General features: G+C 61.0%; 20 protein-coding genes and 2 pseudogenes. 9 read left to right on the top strand and 13 right to left on the bottom strand.

Features of this window, described 5'->3' with window-relative positions; translation table 11 throughout:
* The first annotated feature begins 646 nt into the window (after positions 1 to 646).
* The 3 genes from ASD86_RS10360 to ASD86_RS10345 all read left to right on the top strand — a co-directional run bounded on the left by ASD86_RS10360 (position 647) and on the right by ASD86_RS10345 (position 3,263).
* Complete coding sequence (locus ASD86_RS10360) at positions 647 to 1,717, top strand: serine hydrolase domain-containing protein (RefSeq protein WP_235567713.1); 1,071 nt, start codon at positions 647 to 649, stop codon at positions 1,715 to 1,717.
* A gap of 96 nt (positions 1,718 to 1,813) precedes the next feature.
* Positions 1,814 to 2,110: a hypothetical protein gene (locus ASD86_RS10355; RefSeq protein WP_056110072.1), complete on the top strand. Its 297-nt coding sequence runs from the start codon at positions 1,814 to 1,816 to the stop codon at positions 2,108 to 2,110.
* A 481-nt stretch (positions 2,111 to 2,591) separates the two neighbouring features.
* Positions 2,592 to 3,263, top strand: coding sequence for a hypothetical protein (locus tag ASD86_RS10345; RefSeq protein ID WP_157476442.1), 672 nt, complete (start codon positions 2,592 to 2,594; stop codon positions 3,261 to 3,263).
* Here ASD86_RS10345 and ASD86_RS10340 read toward each other — a convergent pair.
* Positions 3,260 to 4,792, bottom strand: coding sequence for a hypothetical protein (locus tag ASD86_RS10340; protein ID WP_056110066.1), 1,533 nt, complete (start codon positions 4,790 to 4,792; stop codon positions 3,260 to 3,262). The genes ASD86_RS10345 and ASD86_RS10340 overlap by 4 nt on opposite strands.
* Before the next feature lie 305 nt (positions 4,793 to 5,097).
* Between ASD86_RS10340 and ASD86_RS10335 the strand changes: the two genes are divergently transcribed.
* Positions 5,098 to 5,412: a hypothetical protein gene (locus tag ASD86_RS10335; RefSeq protein ID WP_056110064.1), complete on the top strand. Its 315-nt coding sequence runs from the start codon at positions 5,098 to 5,100 to the stop codon at positions 5,410 to 5,412.
* A 98-nt stretch (positions 5,413 to 5,510) separates the two neighbouring features.
* Here ASD86_RS10335 and ASD86_RS27760 read toward each other — a convergent pair.
* The 3 genes and pseudogenes from ASD86_RS27760 to ASD86_RS25880 all read right to left on the bottom strand — a co-directional run.
* A pseudogene (locus tag ASD86_RS27760) lies at positions 5,511 to 5,675 on the bottom strand (H-NS histone family protein); the annotation flags it as partial.
* Positions 5,676 to 5,967: 292 nt separating this feature from the next.
* Positions 5,968 to 6,672: a hypothetical protein gene (locus ASD86_RS10330; RefSeq protein WP_157476440.1), complete on the bottom strand. Its 705-nt coding sequence runs from the start codon at positions 6,670 to 6,672 to the stop codon at positions 5,968 to 5,970.
* Between the two features lie 358 nt (positions 6,673 to 7,030).
* Positions 7,031 to 7,306, bottom strand: a pseudogene (locus ASD86_RS25880) (arsenical-resistance protein); the annotation flags it as partial.
* Between the two features lie 468 nt (positions 7,307 to 7,774).
* On the opposite strand from ASD86_RS25880, the gene ASD86_RS10325 reads away from it, so the two are divergent.
* Entirely contained in the window at positions 7,775 to 8,239 is a 465-nt protein-coding gene (locus ASD86_RS10325) for a hypothetical protein (RefSeq protein ID WP_157476438.1), read from the top strand.
* Positions 8,240 to 8,789: 550 nt separating this feature from the next.
* On the opposite strand, the gene ASD86_RS10315 is transcribed toward ASD86_RS10325, so the two are convergent.
* Positions 8,790 to 9,473 (bottom strand): hypothetical protein, encoded by a 684-nt coding sequence (locus tag ASD86_RS10315; protein ID WP_157476436.1) that lies wholly within the window; start codon positions 9,471 to 9,473, stop codon positions 8,790 to 8,792.
* 36 nt (positions 9,474 to 9,509) lie between these two features.
* Between ASD86_RS10315 and ASD86_RS25875 the strand changes: the two genes are divergently transcribed.
* Entirely contained in the window at positions 9,510 to 10,469 is a 960-nt protein-coding gene (locus tag ASD86_RS25875) for a DUF2306 domain-containing protein (protein WP_162253648.1), read from the top strand.
* Here the strand turns inward: ASD86_RS25875 and ASD86_RS10305 are convergent.
* Positions 10,455 to 11,675, bottom strand: a complete 1,221-nt coding sequence (locus ASD86_RS10305) for an AraC family transcriptional regulator (RefSeq protein ID WP_056110053.1) — start codon at positions 11,673 to 11,675, stop codon at positions 10,455 to 10,457. The two genes, ASD86_RS25875 and ASD86_RS10305, sit on opposite strands and share 15 nt — an antisense overlap.
* Before the next feature lie 197 nt (positions 11,676 to 11,872).
* On the opposite strand from ASD86_RS10305, the gene ASD86_RS10300 reads away from it, so the two are divergent.
* A complete protein-coding gene (locus tag ASD86_RS10300) occupies positions 11,873 to 12,172 on the top strand; it encodes a hypothetical protein (protein WP_056110051.1) in 300 nt (99 codons plus the stop codon).
* A gap of 78 nt (positions 12,173 to 12,250) precedes the next feature.
* Positions 12,251 to 12,658: a hypothetical protein gene (locus ASD86_RS10295; protein ID WP_056110049.1), complete on the top strand. Its 408-nt coding sequence runs from the start codon at positions 12,251 to 12,253 to the stop codon at positions 12,656 to 12,658.
* 194 nt (positions 12,659 to 12,852) lie between these two features.
* Here the strand turns inward: ASD86_RS10295 and ASD86_RS10290 are convergent, their stop codons facing one another.
* The 4 genes from ASD86_RS10290 to ASD86_RS10275 form a co-directional block, all read right to left on the bottom strand.
* Positions 12,853 to 13,629, bottom strand: coding sequence for an alpha/beta hydrolase (locus tag ASD86_RS10290; protein ID WP_056110692.1), 777 nt, complete (start codon positions 13,627 to 13,629; stop codon positions 12,853 to 12,855).
* Between the two features lie 97 nt (positions 13,630 to 13,726).
* Positions 13,727 to 14,530, bottom strand: coding sequence for an SDR family oxidoreductase (locus ASD86_RS10285; protein WP_056110690.1), 804 nt, complete (start codon positions 14,528 to 14,530; stop codon positions 13,727 to 13,729).
* Positions 14,531 to 14,547: 17 nt separating this feature from the next.
* A complete protein-coding gene (locus tag ASD86_RS10280; RefSeq protein ID WP_056110047.1) occupies positions 14,548 to 15,555 on the bottom strand; it encodes a bestrophin family ion channel in 1,008 nt (335 codons plus the stop codon).
* A 125-nt stretch (positions 15,556 to 15,680) separates the two neighbouring features.
* Positions 15,681 to 16,298: a glutathione S-transferase N-terminal domain-containing protein gene (locus ASD86_RS10275; protein ID WP_056110045.1), complete on the bottom strand. Its 618-nt coding sequence runs from the start codon at positions 16,296 to 16,298 to the stop codon at positions 15,681 to 15,683.
* Between the two features lie 546 nt (positions 16,299 to 16,844).
* Here ASD86_RS10275 and ASD86_RS10270 point away from each other — a divergent pair.
* Positions 16,845 to 18,530, top strand: coding sequence for an electron transfer flavoprotein-ubiquinone oxidoreductase (locus tag ASD86_RS10270; RefSeq protein WP_056110042.1), 1,686 nt, complete (start codon positions 16,845 to 16,847; stop codon positions 18,528 to 18,530).
* Between the two features lie 81 nt (positions 18,531 to 18,611).
* Here ASD86_RS10270 and ASD86_RS10265 read toward each other — a convergent pair whose 3' ends face one another.
* The 3 genes from ASD86_RS10265 to ASD86_RS10255 form a co-directional block, all read right to left on the bottom strand.
* Positions 18,612 to 19,835, bottom strand: a complete 1,224-nt coding sequence (locus tag ASD86_RS10265; protein ID WP_235567736.1) for a cytochrome b N-terminal domain-containing protein — start codon at positions 19,833 to 19,835, stop codon at positions 18,612 to 18,614.
* A gap of 90 nt (positions 19,836 to 19,925) precedes the next feature.
* Entirely contained in the window at positions 19,926 to 20,429 is a 504-nt protein-coding gene (locus tag ASD86_RS10260) for an Ohr family peroxiredoxin (RefSeq protein WP_343123604.1), read from the bottom strand.
* 106 nt (positions 20,430 to 20,535) lie between these two features.
* On the bottom strand, positions 20,536 to 21,306 hold the full coding sequence (locus ASD86_RS10255) for an SDR family oxidoreductase (protein WP_056110038.1): 771 nt from the start codon (positions 21,304 to 21,306) through the stop codon (positions 20,536 to 20,538).
* Positions 21,307 to 21,583 lie beyond the last annotated feature (277 nt).

Here is a 21,583-nt window from a genome sequence, read left to right as displayed (position 1 = left end):
CGCTGGAATGGCGGCCGCATCTTCTTGCAGGCATGCAACGACTACGACTCAACCGGGCTCGCGCTCCTTGATGAGTTCTCTGATGCCATTTGCGCTTGTTTGCCCATTGAGGATTCAACGATCAGCTTCACGGTGGAGTCCGTGCTGGTAGTGCCGGACGCGATATCTATCCCTTAGTTCAAGCCGAAGCCGATTCGCAGCTCAACGTATCTAACGCATTGGTCGGCACACTCACGCTTTCAAGATACCTGGAGCCTATCGGACCCAGCACGTGAGGAAGAGGAACCGGGAGGAATATCGCCAAGCGGGGAGATGGCGCTAGGTCCCGTGCCTGGTATGACGAAGATGCTAAGGGGTCGAGCGGATGTCGCGCAGTGACGCTTGACGCTCGCCGAGCGGCGCGACATTACCGACGGTCACCAGAGTACCAATAGGTCGCCATGGACGCAGAGCTGTGCCGGGAAGACCTCGCCCGGTCCGGCCATCTTTCCGGCACTCGGCTATATTGAGCGCCCTTTCCATGCCTCCCTCACGGCGCCAACGCATGCAAGCGAGTTCGATGGTGGTTCGAAACAGATTGTGGCTAGGCTGCTTGATATTGTCCGCAGCGTTCTCGATCGCAGGCTGCAGGCGCGCGGACACCCCGGTGAAAGACCCGGGAACCGAGATTGATGAAGTCGCCGCTGGCCTGATCAAGCAGCCTCTGCTTCACTCAACCTCGATCGGCGTCGTGTACCGAGGAAAGGAAATCATCCGCCATCGCGGCGATATGCATGCCGGGAAGCCGAATCCCCCGACCGACGCGACCCTTTACGAAATCGGCTCGTTGAGCAAGACCCTTGCCGGAACCCTCATGGCCAAGGCCGTCCTGGAACGCAAACTGAGTCTCGACGACGACGTCCGGAAGTATCTGAGCGAGCCCTATCCGAATCTGCAGTACAAGGGTGAGCCCATCCGCATCCGCCACGTGCTGTCGCATACCAGCGGCCTGCCGAACATGTTGCCCGAGCGCGCGAATACGGTACTCGCCAACTTCACCGACCGGCGCACGCCCGGCGAGCTCAATGTCGTTTACGCGCACTACGGCAAGGCGGATTTCTTCAAGGATCTGCACGCTGTCGAGATTCCGCGGATGCCCGGAAAGAAGTACGCCTACTCCAGCTCCGGCACAGAACTGACGGCGCATATCCTCGAAACGGTCTACAAGCGCGACTACGAGTCGCTTCTGCGCGAATTTTTCCGCGATTCGGTGGCGATGACGGACATCCGTATCAGACTCGGCGATGCCGAAGCGAACCGGCTTGCGATCGGCTACCACAGCGACAACCCGATTCCGACCACGCCGATGCCGCAGCTGCCCTGGGGCGCATCCGGGAATGTGAAGGCGACCGTCCCGGACATGATGAAGTACCTGAAGTTCCAGTTGGCCAATGGCCCTGTGGTGAAGGAATCGCATCGAACCTTGGTCAAATTCGATTCCGACTTCAGCATCGGCTATTTCTGGAACATCGTCGCCGGCGACCGCTTGAAGGGTGTTTATTACGCGCATCACGGCGGCGTGCCGCGGTCGCAGTGCTACATCTACATCGTGCCTAAATACGATCTTGGCATATTCATCATCACCAACCAGAGCGGCGACCAGACGGCCAACGCCATGGAAGCGGCTATCGATACGCTCGTCGAGAAAATCGCGGCGCGGGAAAATATCGCGAGTTGAGCTACCTCGGCGCGAACCGCGAGCGTCCGAAACGCCGGCCAGTAATTCATTCAAGCCGAAGCCGCTTCGCGACTCAGTTCAACCTTTAGGAATGAAATGCAAATAGCCGATGACGAAGCAACAAATCAACTGCTCGACAAGATAGTTGCCGCCCTCGGCGAATGCTATTCCAAAACAGAGGCCGAGTCGTTCGTACGGGGCTATTACTTGAAGTTCACAACCCCAGCCTATTGCAAGTCCATTGGCGTACCCGTGCAAGATGATGATTTCTTCTTCCATGAAGACATCCCTGGCATGGCTCTGCGGATCCATTACTATCTCGGCCTGGGAGGCGATCCCGCCCCGGAAAAATTCATCGAATGGCGAAGCGCGCGTCGCGGACGGGGCGAATAATTGAGACTGGCCGAAGCCGCTTCGCGGCTCGGCTTAATTCAGGCATTAGGCGGCAGGATAGAGAAAACTATGGCGCTCATGGATATCGTTGAGATCGGAGAGGCGCTCCTGTCATGGCGGTTCTATGTCGGTACTGCAGTTACAGCGGCGCTATGCTGGCTCGTTTTCACCTGCATCCCGAATGAGACTGTGGCGTGGGTCATCGCAGCGCCGCTGGGCACGGCGGATTAGGCTTGAGCTTTTGGTGGCAAGTACGGGCGGACTTCGGTAAGTGAGCAATGGCTTCGTTTTCGTTGCGGCGAGCAGATTGCTCGGGCCAATCGCATGACACTTCATCGAAGCCGAAGCCGAAGCCGCTTCGCGGCTCACTTGGCACAGGAGTCGACTGACATTCAAGACGAATGCTCAAGCATTGATTGCACTATCTCTGTCCGCAATGTTGCCGATGGCTCATGCCGCAGCGCCGATGGAACTATGCAAAGTGCTGCGTAGCTTCGCCGAGTCCACCGCGCGATCGCGCCGGATTAAAGACCGGCTGCGCAGGCGCTACAGGAAATTCTTTACGAAGAAGGGACGCGACCCGCTGTACTGGATCGCGATTCCGCTGCTCATCGTGCTGGTGCTGACCGCCATCGGCAGCGCGGTACTCGGGCGCGGTCTGACCGGGGTACGAGGCGGCGTGTGGGGTTTTTCCGCGCTGGGCACCCGCGTCGAAATTGTGCTCCTGCAGATTCCCTTGCTGGTCTGGATCATGTCGCTCGGCCTGGTCCCGCTGCTGTCGCGGTCCATGATCGCGACGCTTGCGATCTGGTTCGGGCTTCCGCTCGTGCTGTGGTTGGGTCACACCGGGCTTAATCTCATCCAGATCATCGATGTCCGCTTCGATCGCGAAACCGCGCGGACGGTTTGTGCCGAAGTAGTACGCACCCGTCATCTGGGCTGTGCGACGCTGGTGTCGAAGAAGAGCAAGAGTCATCGCTGCGCCAATGTGGCGACGCTGCGCGGCTGGCCGTCGCCCGAGACGACGATAGATATCAGCGGAGATTACGCCGGCGCCGGGGGCGTGTGTTTTTCGGGACATCGGGGATTTCTGGCACTGCCGTGGATCGATGGGGTTCGCGCTGCATCACCGACTATTCGCGACGCAAGTTAGCCCCCTATTCCATCTTCATCCGCCGGACGCTGGTCCAAAACCGCTTCATCGGCCGATACACGTATAGCAGGGAGCACGTGCATATCGGTCTGAGCCCGCGATTGAACGAATTCTTCCATCTCCCCGCGCGTGCATGGACACTGGCGGCATGGTTGCGGCGAGGCCTGGGTGGGACCGTATCTACCGTCTGGGGTAAACCAAGAACAATTACCGCCAGGAGAGTAGTTCACGTCAGCTCCGCCGATATTCGCAGCGATGACTGCGATCGCCCCCGGCAGCGCCAGTACCATCAACAACATCAGCACAGGCACGAAGCTGGCCAAACGCGGCATATGCGTGGGCAGACTGGCCTGTGGCGATGCGGCCGGCGGCGTGCCAAAGGACGGGGGCATTTGAGCGGGCTTGGGCGGGTAAGCCTGCCTGCCCGTGCGCGAGGCCGCGATCCAATCGGCCGGTGGCTGCGGTTTCGGTCGCGACTTGGCGTTACGCGCAGCGCGCGTCAGCAGCTCCTCGCGCGCGCACGAAGCGCAGCTGTGTCCAACGTAATGCTGATGTTCGCGATTTCTGTCGCACACCACGATCAGCCCGCGCGAAGGCCGCGCATACAGGCTCAACGCATTGCCCCATTCGCCCGCACTCGGCCGCGTCGCCGGCGCGTCGCCGAACGCGCGGTCGAACAGATCGCGCAACCGTACCGGCATCATCGCGTGCGCGCTGACCGGGTTCGGTAGCATCGACGAATTGCCGCTGCGCCCGTAGGCATAGCAGCGCCCGCGGATGCGGCTGGCCACGTCGGTCGGCACGCCGTCGTGCGCGGGCCGGCCGCTGTACGGATGGATACCGAAATTCAGCAGCTGAAAGATCACCACCGCCAGGGCGAAGCGGTCCTGGGCTTCCTCGCCGGTTTCGTCCAGGGAGCGGGTCTGGTATTCCGGCGCCAGATAATCGGGCGTGTACTGCGGTGCGTGGAAGCGTCGGCCGCGGCCCTGGATGCTGAAACCGTCGCAGTCGAGCAAGGCGATGTAGAGCGTGGCGCGATCGAAACGCAGGTTCACCGGCTTGAGATCGACCACGTAATGATGCTGCGTATGCAAGGCTGCGAGCACCGACGCCAGATTCGCCGCCAAGGTAACCTTGCGACCCAACCCGACCGGCAAACCGGCCGCACGCGCTTGGCGCTCCTGCAGGACTTGTTCCAGTTCCGAGGTCGCATTTACGTCCAATACGGGCATCGTGAAGCCGGTGAAGCGGCCGCGATCGTCGCGTACCGTCGCGTCGGGCCAGGCGATCTGCACGTAGCGTTTGTCGCCTTCGATCTGGTCCGGCAATTGCGGGCGCAACTGCAGCATGGCTTCGATGCGATCGGCGTAGCTCGGCGGATCGACACGGGCGTGGTAGATCTTGGCGACGCTATTGGGATCGTCCGGCAGCAGATACACGCTGCCGGCGCCGCCGCTCTTGATCAAGGGGCCGAGCTGGGTGCGGCGCGTCCCGATCACAATGCGACTACCGGTGCTCGGGCTGTTCATCGCCGAACTCAGCCCCGCACTGAGATCAACAAGATCTTGTCGTCGGACGTAGCGCCTTGCGTGCGCCGGTCTTGCAACGTAACCGGATCGCTCATGACAATCCTTTAGCGGTTCTTGCGGTGAACCACCGTGCTGACGCGCCGGATTCGTGCCTGCGGTCGCTGCGGGCCATGTCTGCTGGGGACGAAATTACGCCGCTCGCGATGGCTTTGAAATAGTAGGATGGAGCTAGGTCATCGGGGCCGCTGGCGAGGCAGCAACCTCCCCCTTACTCACTAGATCGTCAGCGAAGAGGAGAGCCGGGAATGCTCGACTTCATCAACGCAGTCCTGTTCGGATTCATTATCGGCGGGGCGATCGTGATCCGGGATCGCATCGCCGACGGAGCCGGAACCTTCGAACTGCGCAGCATCGTAGGCATGGCGCTGGGCCTGACGGCCTGCCTCGTTGGTTACATGGCGTTCGACGCAGTGTGGCGCCAGGTCGGCCTACCGCCTCAACCCCGGCAGTCGGACGGGCACCCGCATACGCTGACCAATATGTTCGGAGCCATCCTTGGCACGGTCGGCATGTGGTTCGCGATATCCCGAATCAAGACGGGGAAACCCGAGCATTCCTGACAAGAACACGGCGAAGAATGGACTTTCAAAGTCCGCTGTCGAGGTACCAAGCCGAAGCCGCTTCGCGGCTCGGCTTAGTTGGATAAAAGGGTTCTGCGTCAGCCCTGCTTGAGGACCGTTTTCTTTCCGATTGAACTAATTCTTGCGTGGAGTTGGTTTGCTAGCCCGGGGATCAGGAAGTCCGTGACGCTCCGACCATATTTCGTCTTCTGGGCCAGCCACCGCGGCATCCGCCCACGGCTCGGCCAAGTGTCGCGCTTGTTCTCTGGGTCGCGATATTTGGCGGCAACCTTGCGCGACTTCCGGTGCGGGGTCCACTTCTTGGCTGCGCTGCAACTACGGCCACTGAGTGATCACCGTAGAGCTCTTCGATTGTGTATCCGGCGCGCCCAGTCGCGGCGAAGACTTGCGTTCGCGCTGAATCGATACAAGTGGAACACTTTGGTATTGGCTCGTCCGCATCCAGGCTGGTAGGCCGATTGAGCCCAGGCGGTCGAATGTCCCGCAGCCGCGCGATGCACGGCTGCGGGATCTGTTCCTTAAAGATCGCTGCGATCAGAACGAAGCGATAAGCGCGTCGAGCGATTTGATGATGCCGTTTACGATACCTGCTTCCAGCTTGTGGTCCTTGGCCGACAAGAACCCTTGCATGAAGCCCGACGCATCGGCCAACGCGATACGCCAGCCGCGGCCAATCATCGTCTGCGAGTTGGAGTTACCCAAGGTGCCGTCGGCGATGTCGCGCGCCCACAGGTCCAGCGAGTGTCGCGCGGTGCTGACGCCGCCCAAGACGACAATATCGGTTTCGCTACGGCCCAGCGCGTTCAGCGCGTCTTGTTCCAACTGAGCCAGTCGGGCGCTGGCCTCGGCCGCCGTGTTGGAATTTGCGAAGATATCGTCCATCGCTTCGATGAAAGCGAACTGGGTCGCGCTAAACGATGCCCGGTACTGTTTGAGGTTTTCAGCCGCCGATAGATCCGGGTTTGACTGCAGTTGGCCGACGAATGCAGTGTAATTCTGGATGAATTGCACGGGCGCACCATCGGTCGGGTAGCCGCAGTCGTAGACCATAACCTCGAGCATTGGACGCTGTAACTGCGGATCTCGAGTGACGATGCAACTGGCATATGCGTTGTGGCTCACTCCAGCGCCGTCCATGGGATTGGCGGACGGCGATTGCGGTGATTGCAGGCCGGTGGCGGCGCAGGAGAAGGAGGCCAGAATCAGGCTGATTGCGAGCAGAGAGGTCGTGCGATTCATTGTGTATCTCCTTGAAAATCGAGCATTTTGGCCGGCCTCGCGGATGGAGCCGGTTGCGACGCCGGCTGGCCCGGCATCCCTTCTAGTTCGTAGCGCGGGCCCGGAACCCGTCATTTTTTTCGCTCGTTTCAAATTTGAGAAGCCGCGCACAGTTCCGTCGCGAGCGCCGCGGCGGATGGAGCTTGCAGCCGTGATGGCGACTGCTCTCCTGCGGCGTACCCCAGGGCCCCAAGGGCATATTGCTTCTGCGCTAATTCACTCTAGACGGCGTCGAGGCTGTACACCCGGCATGTAGCGGGGTCGGACAACGCTGGGAAAACTATCCGGTAATAGTCCCGACAAGTTCCAATCCAGGCGGGAAGTTGCTGGCGCCGATCAGCGCTGACGGACCCGCCACGTAATGGGCGACTCCAAGCTTTCGGTTGAGCCAAGACGAAACACCGGAGTTGAAGTACACCTGGACCAAGATCGGTACCGCGAGCATCGCGATGACCGCCGGCTGCGCCACGATCTACTTGCCCTGGAAACCGAACAGCAGCACCAGCCTCAGCAGTAACGAACTGGGCGAAATCGAACCGAGCCAACGAAGGAAGACTCGCACCGCAGCTTCACCACCTCGCGCAAGCACCGCCTTGTCGTCAATGAAGTACGTGAATTTATCAAGCACGGAAACGTTCCGGCGAGAATCTGTGACTTACATGTTTGGCGTATCCGGCGTTGCAAATATGCTTGCATTTCATAAGGAATTGGTCGATGTGACTGTCGAGACCAAGCTTCTCCGTAGCTAGTGGCTAGCGACAGCGAGCGCCATTGAAGTGTTGCCGGACGATGCAGCGGAGTAAGCCGAAGCCGCGTCGCGGCTCGGTTGGCGCCTAGTCGAGGGTGTCAGCGCAATCTGAGGTCGTCGTAACAGTCACGTTCGAGTCGGCACCGGCTAATGGAACGTCGGCCACGCCTTGTCGGTATGCGAGACTAGTTGGGCGATGAATCCCGCAACGACGGGCTCGGGCGTCTCGGCGTCCGCTGCGGACTACAACCTCTGGAACCTGCTGTGATGCGAGCTTCGAAAGTGGGTTTGCTTCTTGTCTGCAGTGGCCTGGGCATGATCGTCCTGTCCTTCTTTACGCTGCTCAAGGGAGTGGCGCAGTCCACCGGCGGCAGTTACGGACGGCAACCGATGGACGATTTCATCGGCCAACACTTTTCCGGGCTAGGCGTTCTCGTCGCGGTAATCGGCTTGATCGTCTGGCTGACGAATCGTTTCCCTTCCCGAGCGCCTGCAGCGCAGGTTGCTGAAACTGCGCAGGCACCCGTTAAGTGTATCGATGACCCAATGGGCTCACGCGCGGGTCGGCGTGAGTTCCAGGGCGTCGACCAGTTTGGCTGGCCGCATACGGTTGTTGCAGTCCAGGCAGAGGATGAGAACGCGGATAACGGAGGCGCAGTCGCGGGTCCGCCCAGCCTGTATACGCTCGGCGGTGGTGGTCTGATCCGAATTCAGCAGGGGCTTTACGAAGATCCTGCCAGCAAGGCCCGAATTCGATGCGATGATCCAGATGCGCCCTAGCCGAAGCCGCTCCGCGGCTCGGCCCACTTCAGGCCTTAGGCCCTTTATGAAACTTCCGCGAGAACTCGCTGCCAGAAAATCCGCGACGTATAGGCTTCAGCCTCGCTACTACCTTCTCACCACCTGCGTGGGCTTCGCCGGGGTGGCGGTCGGCTTCGGGCTTCTCTTCGTATCCTTCAGCTACTTGTATACCGCCGTTCTTGGCGTTCCAGTCACCAGGTCTGTCCCTTTCAACGCGACTGCTGGCTGGCTACTGCTCGCCTTCATGATCGGCATTCCTATTTTCATTTATATCGGCTGTGTCCTAGTTGCAAGTATGCTCGGCTTGTTTTTGGTTGGGCGCGGCAAGTGCTCATGGTCTGAGGCCGTGTATTACGCTTTGTTCTCCAGGTACCCAGCTGACTGGTACAAATCCAGGGATGAGGCCTAACAATTCATTCAAGCTGAAGCCGCTTCGCGGCTCGGCCAGGAAATAGATTCTGCGTCAGCCCTGCTTGACGACTGTTTTTTGGCCTATTGAACTGACTCGAAAGGCTGACAATAAAGCGTTCTATTGGCCGACAGCCTTGTCTTCTCGCATTCTGCTCATGTCAGAGCCAAGCCGAGGATCAGCTTCGATCTTGTCTTGCATGCGAACGTTTCGAACCAATTCCGCTTGAAACCATCGCGCGATGTCGATGGACGAAATCGACGTCTTGTAGACCGTGACTTCAGCCAACACGTTGCGGAATATCCAGTACACCAGATAGGGCGGCGTCTCCGGCGATCGTAACGACACTGTTCCCAGGTCGGCGGGACCGGGCACATCGTTGATCGTCATCGTGTTCACGGCGTTGGCCTTATTTAAAAGATCCTCTCCCGCCAAATTTCTACGTGGGTCGTATACGTACAGGACGATGCGAACCCGCTGTTCGCCCAGCTCAAACGCCATGCCGATGTAACGCACGCCACTTGCTGTCATCGAGTCGCGAACGGTCTTGGGCCATGATCGCAGTTGTGGAGGAGTGTCCATAGCCGCCGGGTCGAGGACCATGTGCTCCGAGGCGTTTTCGTAACCGATCTTTCTATCGAAATCTATTCGTTCCTTGAAAGAGGCGATCCTGGGGGCGGCCGGCGCTTGCCGCACTGGTTCGCCGGCACGGGAGGCCGGCGAGATGCTCATTGCCGCGAATGCAAGGGCCAAAAAGAAGCGCGCTGCATGTGCGTATCCCGATGCGGCCGAAGAACTGATCATGACCAACAGATCCATGTGGCGACGATGAGGCTAATCATGCCGGAACAGGGGTCAGAGTGGGCTTTCAAAGTATTCCCCCTGAACCGGGGCGATAGTGGACGAGAAGTTCAAGCCGATGCCGCTTCGCGGCTCGGCTTCCTTCAGCCATTCGCTGATGTCCGATTCTTGCCGGAAGCAGATATTGACCGGATGGCGGTTGGCGACCCCGTGCAGACGCCCAAGGCCGTCGGATTTTCGGCGCTGGCTGCGTTTCCAGGTACGACTCCGCCGAATCGGACGATATTTTCCTTCTTCGCACCCACCATGGCGCCTCTATCCGCGAGAGGCTCCAAAATGTCGTATTGGTTTCCCAAGGCGGTGCGCTGGTCGACCGGCCTGGTCTTCACCCTGCTGTGTGCGGCGGTGGCGACCTACGCCTTCACTTTCCTGTTTGATGCACTCAAGCCGCAGTCGGGCAACCCCTTGCATGCCCAGTTCGCGATCTCGGGCCTGGACGTGCCGGCGCATTTCTTCGGCGGCGGGCTCGCCCTGCTGCTGGCGCCGTTGCAGATGAGCGACTGGGTTCGGCGCCGGATCCCGCGCCTGCACCGCCTGAGCGGCGGGTTGTACGTGGGCGGGGTGCTGATTGCCGGGCTTGCGGGGTTGTCCTTGGCCCGGCATGCGCAGGGCGGAGCGGCGACGGGCGTGGGCTTCGGCTTGCTTGCGCTGGCATGGCTGGCGACTACCGGTATCGGCATCGGCCATGCGCTTGCCGGCGACCTGATCAGGCACCGGCGCTGGATGTGGCGCAGCATCGCCCTCACCGCATCGGCGGTGACATTGCGGCTGATCCTGGGCGTGGGCCTCGGCGTGCTGCATCTGCCTTTCGCGCAGGTCTACCTGTTGGCGGCATGGGGCTGCTGGATGTTCAACCTGACGGTCTGCGAACTGCTGCTGCGATGGCCGCGGCAACCCGCGCCGATGCCCGCGGCGAAGGCCCTGTCAGGCGTCCGATGAATCGGATGCCTCGTCGCGCGCATGGCGCTTGCGGTAAGCGCTGGGGGTTTCACCCAACTGGCGCTTGAACGCGGCGTTGAAGGTCGACTTGGAGGTGAAGCCGCAGGCGTAGGCGATATCGAGGATGGCGCGCGCATCGCCGGCATCGGCCAGACACGCGCGCGCCGCCTCGACCCGCTGGCGGTTGATGTATTCCCAGAAATTCCCTTCGAGGCGCCGGTTGATGACCGTCGATACCAGGTACTCCGGGTAACCGCTGCGCTTGGCCAGTTGGCCGATGGTGAGCGCGGGTTCGCGATACAACTGCTGCTGCGCCATCAGCTGCGACAGGCGTGCCTCCACGGCGGCAATGCGTGGTGCGTCGCCGCCCGGCGCTTGGTCGATGTCGATGCGCGTCGGTTCGGGCGTCGCCTCGATGATCGTCGCCGCCTCGATGTCGTCAAAGCGTGGCTCGTCGTCGCCAGACGTGTCATCGGGATCGACAGACTTCGATTCGGGCGCCGCTTCAGTGACCACCGCCACCTGGTTGAGGCTGAGGTAGCCCACCACGAATACCCATGCGCTGACCGCGCCATAGATCAGCGGGTAGTCGATCCACGGGATCCTGACCAGCCATTGCGTGGTCGCGATGCACCAGATGACGATCTGCGACACCGCCATTGCATCGATCCAGTGCAGCGACATACGATCCGCATCCGAACGCCGCTGCAGTAGTGCGCGCCGGTAGCGACGTACCCGCACCAGCCCGGCGATCACGTACGTCAGGCTGTACGCGAACAAAGGGATGTCCAGGCGTGGCGATTGTGGCTCCGCGGTTCCCGCCAGCAATTGCGCGAACAATGCTTGCGTCTGCGCCCGGTCCTGGATGAAGAAACCGGCGTGCATGACCACCACGATGGCGAAGCCGACCAGATGCAAGCCATCGCGCCAGCCGAGTGCACGCGCCTGGGTGAGCGCGCGAACATAGAGGTAGAAAAGGCTGCCGTAGAGGAACGGGAACAGGCCAACGAAACGGAACGCCTTCAGCAATCCGGCCGCCGGCGCGTTGAAGTACATCGCCTTCACCGCCAGGTCGATGCCGATCAGCGCGATCCACACCGCCAGCACGCGGTTTGCCTCGGCATTGATGGGCCGTCGCCATAGCGCCGCCGCCAGCAGCGCGGCCTGCGCAGCGCCGATGGCGAAAACGATACTCCAGGAGCCCATGGATGCCAGCCGATCAGCGACGGGACGCGCGCTGGAATTCTAGCAGCGGGCGCCCTCCCGGTGAAATGGCGCAAGGGGCATGAATCCACAGGCTCGCGGCCCGGTGCGTGTCCGCGATTGAGGCTGCCCCTACAAAAACGCCAAAGCTGCGTGGATAGGGAATTTGCACCGTCAGCATCCAGTGCGAAAGTAGCGGCATGTTCGATACCGCCCGACTCAAGATCGAATGGGAAGCCTACATGCAGGCGCCAATGGCGCCTGGGTTACTGGAACTTACCCAGTTCTTCCATGTAGATTTCGAATCCCCGGAATCCGAGCAACTGATCGGCATCGTGCATGGCGCACGCGAAGATTTTTCCGACGTCCTTCGCTTTTGGGTCAGAGCGTCTACTGCTGGGGAAGCATTCGTCGGTAAGCCGAGGCCGGCGCCGAATCCTTATGTCCAGAAACAGGCAGAAACAGGGGTCAGAGTGCACTTCCAAAGGCGTGCCCTCTGAAACGCCATGCCTTCGAAATACCAAGCCGAAGCCGCTTCGAGGCTCAACCCAACCGCGCATGGCTCAAGGCCACACCGTATGAAATTCCTCCAGGTTCTACTCGCTTCCTTGATCTTCATTGCTGGCTGCAGCCCACGGCCAGCTGTGGATCAAGTCACTATTAAGCTGCATGGTCAGAAACCCAATGAGGTCGTAGCGCTCATCGAAGGGAAGCTGTTTGCACACGGCTTCAACAGGACAGGCGCCAGCCAGCCCGGTCGCCCAGGTTTGCTGGAAGTCTATTCTTATGAGAGTGGACAAGAGACGTATGCGAACGTGTATGTCAATTCCCCAGACTGCGTAGGGTTCGTAACATTGGTCGATCTGGATACGAAGGATCGCGCACTCGCAAAGGCTGTTTTCTTGGACGTGATAACGGCCCTAAAGAAGGACAAGGCCTTCTCTTTCACTATTGGCGATTGCTCGAATCTACCTCAACCAATGTGATTCGCCGACGTCTGACAGTCGTGAAAAGCGGGCAGAGCGGACCACTAAAGCCCTGCTCCTAGCTTGCTCCCCACAGCGGACGAGTAATCAAGCCGAAGCCAATTCGCGGCTCGGCCTAGCGTCGTGGTTAGAGCGCACACAGGACAGCGGTCAGCCAGCACGACCGCCATTTGCGGATATACACCGAGAATCGACTAGTTTGATCGCGCAGCTGCCAGGACCAGCTCCGCGACGGCATCGGGATGGGACACCATCACCACATGCGAAGCGCCGGGCACGACGACGGTCTTCCTTGATTTCGCTCGATCCGCCATGAAACCGAGCGCGGCTGACGGGATGTTCTTGTCCTTGTCGCCATAGACGAACCACGAAGGGATCTGCTTCCAGGCCGATGCGCGAGCCGGCTCGTTGAGCGCCGCCTCGGTCACGGGGCGCTGCGATACGGCCATCAGCATGGCGTCGGCTTCGGCCACGTCCGCGGCGAACTGATCGTGAAACTTGTCCTGGCGGATATAGAGGTCTTTGTCGCCGGTCGCCAACGCGACGGGCGGAGCCAGCGCCGCTCCAAGGCTGCTGCCGGGAAACTTTCCTGAAAGCCCCGCCGCGGTTTCTCCAGTTTCCGCCGCGAATGCGGCAACGAAGACCAGACCCTTGATGTTCCGGCCGGGACCGGCGGTCTCGCCTATGACCAAGCCGCCATAGGAATGCCCCACCAGAACGACGGGAGTGTCGATCGAGTCGACGATGTCGCCCAGGTAGCCCGCATCGCTACCGACGCCCCGCAGTGGATTGGCGACGGCGACTACCCGATAGCCGTGCTTGCGCACAATCGCGGCCACGCCATTCCACGATGACGCATCGGCGAACGCTCCATGCACCAGAACGATGGTGGGTTTGCCGGTCTGTGCAACGGCAACCGGGCAGCACACGATTGCCGCGAGAAAAACAATGCCGGCGATGAACCTGTTCATTTCGAAGTTCCTCATCTTGGTTGATGTCGTTTGCGAACGAACGCGTGTAGCCGCGCGCACTCGGCGAGGTAGGGTCAAATTTTCGTGCGGGCGATGACTAACGCGTACGAGCCATGGGATTGGGGTGATTGACATGAGGTATCTGCCGCGATCCGGACAGATACCCATCCAGCCAGTCCCTGAAATGGGTTTTGGCCATCAGCGCGCCAGGCCCTGGGGTGAGCGTGTGATCATCCAGAATCGCGCCGTAATAGCTCGCCGCCGTATCCGCCATGACCGGCCTGTCGTCCTGATAGCTGTACATGACCCATTGAACGAGATCGCATAGCCGGTAGGAATCCGGTCCGGCAATCTCGCTGGTCGCGTTCGATGGCGGCATCAGCGCCAGATCGACCAGCAACTCGGCTACGTCGTCGGCGGCCACCGGCTGGACCAAGGCAGGTGATAGATGGACGCTCTCCCCACCACTGCCTGCCGGGATGATGTTGGCCATGAATTCGAAGAACTGTGTCGATTGCACCAAGGTATGCGGCAGGTTCGAGCGTCTCACCAGGCTTTCCTGTATTTCCTTCGCACGGAAATACGCGCTTGTCCGCAGGCGCTGCGTTCCGACCACCGAAAGCGCCAGATGATGGGAAACGCCGGCGCGTCCGCCGGCAGCGAGCAGATTCTCAGTCGATCGTCGAAAGAAGTCCGACACCTCCGGATCGACGAATGAAGACGCATTGGACACGTCCACAACGGTGTGCACGTCCCTCAATGCTTCATTCAAGCCCTCGCCCGTAATGGTATTCACGCCGGATCTGCGGGACGCGGCAATCACCTCGTGCCCACGCAATCTCAGTCGCGCCACGAGCTTGGATCCGATGAGGCCGTTTCCACCGATTACTGCAATCTTCATGTCTTGGCCTCGCCTGATCACATCACGATAGGACTGGTCGGGCCGGCGTCGATCGGCATGCCGTTCTCGCCCAGCAACTGCCTCAGATCGATTTCGATCGACGCGCATATTTGCGAGATGGGTACATCATTCGCCCCGCCCTCGAACGGATTGGCGCTGCTCTCCCCGACCTGATCCAGCGCGGCATACATCCACGAGATCAGAACGCTCAGTGGCACCGCCAGCCAGACCATGTGACCGGCCATCACGCCGTCGACGAACTGATTCAGTCGCTCGAGCTCGCTTATTATTCCGAGCGGCAGCAGGACGCAAAGTATCCTGACGAATATCGAATTGATGATGGCGTACTGCCTCGGATACGGATAATTCTTGATCCGCTCGCTCTTTGCCTGAAGGTCCTGAAATTCCTTGAGCAGCTTCTGCAACTCGAAGAAGACATTGGCCGGAATGACCCCCGAGCCGAACATTGTCCTGAGCGCTTCGCTTTGCAGGCTGATGACCTGCGTCGCTTTGCTAGCGACCATCAGGATCCGGCCCCTTTCTTCGAGCGAAACGTATTTCGCGATCTCCGCTTCCAAGGCGCTGGATTTTTCCGGGACGCCGTATTTTTCCAGGTACTCCGCGTTGGGCTCCTTCTTGAGGGTTTCCCACGCCTTGCTGTCGCGCATCTGATAGCGCAGCGCCGTCAGCCACGCCAGATGGCGATAAACCAGGCGTCTGGAATCGTTGTCGACCGTCAACAAGTCCCTGCTCATCGTGCCCCAGACACGGCTCGTGCCGGCGATGGACGCCCAGACCTGCTGCGCTTCCCAGGTCCTGTTGTAGGTCTGGGTGCTCTTGAAGCCCGCCATGAGCGCGACTGCCGTTCCCAGCATGAACGCAACTCCCCACGGAATGGCCAGCCACTTGAGACCAACGACCTGATAGAGAACAACGAGCACGATGTTGAATGCAGTCAGTGCGTAGAGCGAGCGTCTGGTCCAGAAGATGAACTCTGCAAATTTGTATGCGCGACCGGCATGCATGACGATTGATCTCCTTCGGATGGAAGGCCCCGCTGTTGACACAGCGAAAGCGAATGAACGCGGCCGATTACCGGCGATGGCGATGCCTGGTCTTCGTAGGAAAACCGGAAGCCACGAACGGTCCGCTATTCCATTTCGTCTTCTTCGACGGCGATCGCCGCGAATACGCCCGCATCGACGAACATCCGTTCCAGAAAGCGCAGCAGGTTACCGAATTCGTCCAGCGCGATGTTCTTGCGGATGGCCCAGCGCAATATGACGAATAAGTAGGGATCGGCAATTGATCGGCTTCCGACCAGCCAGTCCCTGCCCTGCAATTGCGCATCCAGTCGCCTCAGGTGAGCACTCACCTGAATTCGCGCCTGGTCGGCCAGCGCCGGTGCCTGCGCTTCATCGGGAAGGAATCGCGACGGAGTGAAGATGGGCTTGAACGCCATATGGACGTCGGAGTTCAGGTAGGCGAGCCAACGCATCACTTCCGCGCGACCCCGCGCGCTGCCGTCGCCCAGCAACGCCGCATCCGGGTGCTGTTCGGCGATGTATCCAAGGATCGCCACGTTCTCGGTCAAGACGAAGTCGTCGTGCAGCAACAGCGGCACGGTGCCGGCCGGATTGATCCGCAGATACTCGTCCGACTTGATCCCATCCGGGCTCATTCGTATGGTTTCATGCGCGATGCCGGTCCACTGCAGGACGATATGGTCCGCCAGCGAACATGCGCCGGGAAAGTAATAGAGCTTCATTGGCTAGGTTCCGGTGATTGATCTTCGACCATGACGCGCTGGATTCCAGGCGCTTCTTGTCCGCCGTTTCGCCGTGCGACTGATCGGAATTTCGCGGGGACACCGCGCCGACGTGGGTTGTCCCATGCACGAACGGATGGAAAGTGCATGCCCGTTACAGCCATCTCGACGAGCTGACATCCGTCTTCTTCGTTACGACGGACAAGAAGCATTTGAAGCTTGGAAGCGGCGCGTCACTACGCTCGCGGTGACTGCGCGGAGAAATGCGCAAGCACTGTGGAGTGGTTGAGCGCAGGTTAGGCCTGCCCTCGGTGCGGCGAAAGACATGGTCAGGGACGCAGCGTGTTGTTCATCGCGCAACAATGCGCCGTGGCATCGGAACCCCGGCTCGATTGGTGATTTTCCGACAACATGGTGAACCGTTTCGAACAACTATTCGCCACAGCGACGACACCTACCATGGCGATACCCGTCCGTCGCTCCAGTCGCGTCAACCTCAAGCGGCGGGCATTCCCGATTTCTTGATGCGCGCCGAGGATTGAGCTCATGACTGCCGAAGATTGGTTATCCACCTACGGCCCACGCGAGGTGATGGATTACGACGTTGTTGTTGTCGGCGCGGGTCCGGGAGGACTGGCGACGGCGATCCGGCTAAAACAGCTGGCCGCGGAAATGGCTCGCGATCTGAGCGTGTGCGTGCTGGAGAAAGGCTCCGAGCCGGGCGCGCACATCGTGTCCGGCGCGATCATGGACCCTCGAGCGTTGAGCGAGTTGATACCCGACTGGAAGGCGCGTGGCGCGCCGCTGAATCAGAGCGTCACGCGCGATGAGTTTCTTTTCCTCGGCAAGTCGGGCGCCATGGCCACCCCGGCCTGGCTGCTGCCGGAGTGCTTCCGCAACACGGGCAATTACGTGGTCCGTCTGGGCGCCGTCGTGCGCTGGCTGGCGCGGCAGGCCGAGGCGTTGGGCGTGGAGATCTTTGCCGGCTTCGCCGCCGACGAGGTGCTGTACGACGAACATGGGGCGGTCAAGGGTGTGACGACCGGCAACCTGGGTGTCGGCAAGGACGGACAGCCGACCGCGCAGTTCGAACTCGGCATGGAACTGCATGCGAAGTACACCGTCTTCGCGGAAGGCGCGCGCGGCCATCTCGGCCGCCAGCTGATCGCGACGTACGCGCTGGACGCAGGCAAGGATCCACAGAGCCATGCCATCGGCATCAAGGAACTGTGGCAAGCCGATCCGGCGCGGCATCAACCCGGGCTGGTGCTGCATACCGCTGGCTGGCCCCTGGACACGGACACCTATGGCGGCTCGTTCCTGTATCACGCCGAGGACGGCAAGATCGCGATCGGCTTCGTCCTGGGCCTGGACTACAAGAATCCGTGGCTCAGCCCGTTCGAGGAGTTCCAACGTTTCAAGACGCATCCGGCGATCCGCAACCACCTGGAGGGTGGGCAACGCGTCGGGTATGGCGCCCGTGCGATCACCGCGGGCGGCTTGCTGTCATTGCCCAAGCTGGTGTTCCCGGGCGGCGCGCTGGTCGGCTGCGATGCCGGCACGCTCAACGCCAGCAGGATCAAGGGCAGCCACGCGGCGATCAAGACCGGCATGTTGGCGGCGGATGCCATTGTCGCGGCGCTGGCGGCGGGCCGTATGCGCGACGAACTGGCGGAGTATCCGCGAGCCTTCGAAAACAGCTGGCTGCACGCCGAACTGATGCGATCGAAGAACTTCAAGCAATGGTTCAAGCATGGCCGCACGTACGCCACATTGATGACGGGTGTCGAACAGTGGCTTCTGCCGAAGCTGGGCATCCGCAATCCGCCGTGGACCATCCATCACCGCGTTCCCGACCACGCCTGTCTGCAGCCTGCGTCCCGACACCCGCCGATCGCATACCCAAAACCCGACGGCGTGCTGACCTTCGATCGACTGAGCTCGGTGTTTTTATCCAGCACCCATCACGATGAAAACCAGGCTTCGCATCTGACCTTGAAGGACGACAGCGTGCCGACCGAGGTGAACCTGGCGCGCTACGCCGGACCGGAAGCGCGCTACTGCCCCGCGGCGGTGTACGAATTCGTCGGCGTGGAGGAGAACGCGCCTCGGCTGCAGATCAACGCCGGCAACTGCGTGCATTGCAAGACCTGCGACATCAAGGACCCTACTCAGAACATCGTCTGGGTCCCGCCGCGCGGTGGCGATGGCCCCAACTATGCTGGCATGTAGCACACGGGTATCAATGGGTGTTCGATCGTCGACCACTTCGTCTAGCCGCCGCATTCCGGCATCCGTAATCGGTGGCGCTTGCTAGGTAACGCGCTCTGGAACCGGCCGTGTGCGCTCAATACCGAAGCGGGTGTACACCCACACGAATGCGAAGAACCCGAAGTAGCCGCCCAACAGTACGCGGCCGATCCAGTTCTCCACCTGATTGACGTCGACGCCGGGGCCGAGCAGCCGAGGCAGTACGTCCGCGATCGCGCCGATGCCGATCAGTCCCAGCAGTACGAACGATACGACGAAGACACCCAATGCGACCTGGTAGCCGCGACCCCGATAGCGAATCGACTTGACCTTGCCGCGGTCCAGCCATGGCAGCAGGAAGAGCGCCACAATGGCCAGCAGCATGGTCACGATGCCGAGGACCTTGTCCGGCACCACGCGCAACATCGCGTAGTACGGCGTGAAATACCACACCGGCTTGATGTGCTCCGGCGTTACCAGCGGATTGGCTTCGATGAAGTTGTCGTGCTCCAGAAACAGTCCGCCCACGGTGGGAGCGAAGAAGATCAGGAATGCGGCCACCAACAGAAATACCACGGTGCTGAGAAAGTCCTCGACCGAATAGTACGGATGGAAAGGAATACCATCCAGCGGCTTGCCGTCGCGTCCCAGCTTGTCGTGTATTTCGATGCCATCGGGATTGTTCGATCCCACTTCGTGCAGCGCCAGGATATGCACGGTCACCAGCAGCAACAGCACGAGCGGCAGCGCCACCACATGCAGCGCGAAGAACCGATTGAGCGTGGCGTCACCGGGGACATAGTCGCCCATGATCCAATGCGAGAGACTTTCGCCGATCACCGGTATCGCACCGAACAGCGAAATGATCACCTTCGCTCCCCAGAACGACATCTGGCCCCAAGGCAATACATAGCCCACGAAGGCTTCGGCCATCAGGACCAGGTAAATCGCCATGCCGAGCAGCCACACCAGTTCGCGCGGCCGCTTGTATGACCCGTACATCAGACCGCGCAGCATGTGGCAATAGATCACCACGAAGAACAATGACGCGCCGGTGGAGTGCATGTAGCGGATAAGCCAGCCCCACTCCACGTCGCGCATGATGTATTCGACGGATGCAAAGGCATCCGCTGACGACGGCTTGAAGTGCATCGCCAGAAAGATGCCGGTCACCAGCTGGTTGACCAGCGTCACCAGTGCGAGCACGCCGAAGTAGTACCAAACGTTGAAGTTCTTCGGCGCGTAGTAGCGGCTGGTGTGGGCGGCGACGAACGAAATCAGCGGCAGCCGGTCCTCGGCCCAGGCGAGCAGCCGGTTACGGGGATGGATACGAACGATCTTCAGGGCCATGACAGGTCACCTCGCCGCATGCCGCGGTCAGGAAGGGTCTTCATCGCCGATACGGGGCGACGATGGTTCGGTGGCGACCGCCACGACGTGATCGATGCCGCGACGGAACATCTTCGCGTACGGGCAGATTCGCTCGGTGTTGCGCACCAGTTCCGCCGCCAGGGTTCGATCCAGGCCGGGGAGATTGACGCTGATCTCGGCCGACAACAGAAACAGTCCATCCACCGGGTCGCGGGCGAAGGTCACCGCGGCTTCCACGGTCAGTTCACTGATCTCCACGCCGGAGCGGGACGCGAGCAAGGTCAGTGCGCCGTGGAAGCAGGCGGCGTAGCCGGCCGCGAGCAGTTGTTCCGGGTTGCTGCCGCCACCGGGACCGCCCAATTCCGTCGGCAGTCGCAGGTTCACATCGAGCGCGCCATCGTCCGATCTCGCGATGCCCGATGCGCGCCCATGCGCCGCCTCGCCGCCCGTCACGCGTACCCGACCAATGTAGAGCGCGTGAGCTTCTTCGCCGTAATACTTGTCGAGCATGCTGGTCGGTGGCGGCTGGAGCGGCGTCATTGGGCTTGTGGTGTCCTGACTGTGATGGTCCCGTCCGGCGGCAACGCGGCGGCGCGGCGGCCGGTCGCCGCATGGGTTACTTGCCCGGTGCGTTGCGGGCGAACTCGGACTGTTCCAGCCAGCGTTCGAAGTTCATCGTGCCCTGCCACGCGTCGCCCTTGGGAATCAGGGTGTCGGTCTTGAGCTCGGCGCCGAAATAGCGCGCATGCACGTCGCTGACCACTTCGCGCGGGTCCTGAATGACGCTCATGAAGCGCCGCGCCAGATCGGACAACGGCTCGCGTTCCGGCCCGGATATTTCGACGGTGCCGTTGACCGGTGCCTGCAACGCGATGCGCGTCACCGCGTCGGCCACATCCTCGGATGCGATCGGCTGCACGAGCGCCGGCGACAGGCGCACTGGACCGTCGCTGCCCGCCGACTTGATGATGCCGGGCAGGAATTCGAAGAACTGAGTCGAGTGGATGATGGTGTACGCCGCGCCCGAAGCGCGGATCAGGTCTTCCTGCGCGATCTTCCCGCGGAAGTAGCCGCTGTCGGTCAGCAGGTCGGTGCCGACCACGGAAAGCGCCACGTGGTGGCCCACGCCGGCCTTGGCTTCGGCGTCCAGCACATTGCGGCCGGCGGTCCGGAAGAAGTCCAGCACCGCGGCGTCCTCGAACGACGGCGAATTGGCCAGGTCCACCACGACTTGCGTGCCGCTCATGGCGGCGTCGAGTCCTTCGCCCGAGAGGATGTCGATGCCCGTCGACGGCGCCGCGACGACCACCTCGTGCCCTCGGTCGCGCAGGCGCGACACCACCTTGCTTCCGATCAATCCGGTACCGCCGATGACTACGACTTTCATGCTCCACCTCTTCGAATGGGTCGGGGGTGCCGGCCTTATGAACGCGGGGCCGGCATGGGTGATGACGATGCTAGGAGCGTGGCGTCGCCGACAGTAGCCACCGGCCTGGATGCACGATGTTTCCTGTTGGACACCAATCGCCCGCCTCTCAAGCCGGCATGCAGGCCGACCGGCTACCCAGGGCGCCCCCAAACCGGATGCGGGCTTGCCGTGCATGCAAGCCGCGGCGATGACTCGGTCAATCCACGCCAAATGCGAATACGGATGCGATGCATCC

Origin of the sequence: Lysobacter sp. Root690 (genome assembly GCF_001427785.1) — a bacterium.
In the GTDB taxonomy this organism is placed as follows: Bacteria; Pseudomonadota; Gammaproteobacteria; order Xanthomonadales; family Xanthomonadaceae; genus Lysobacter.
Note: the sequence above shows the minus strand (reverse complement) of the source record. Positions and strands in the feature narration are given on the sequence as shown.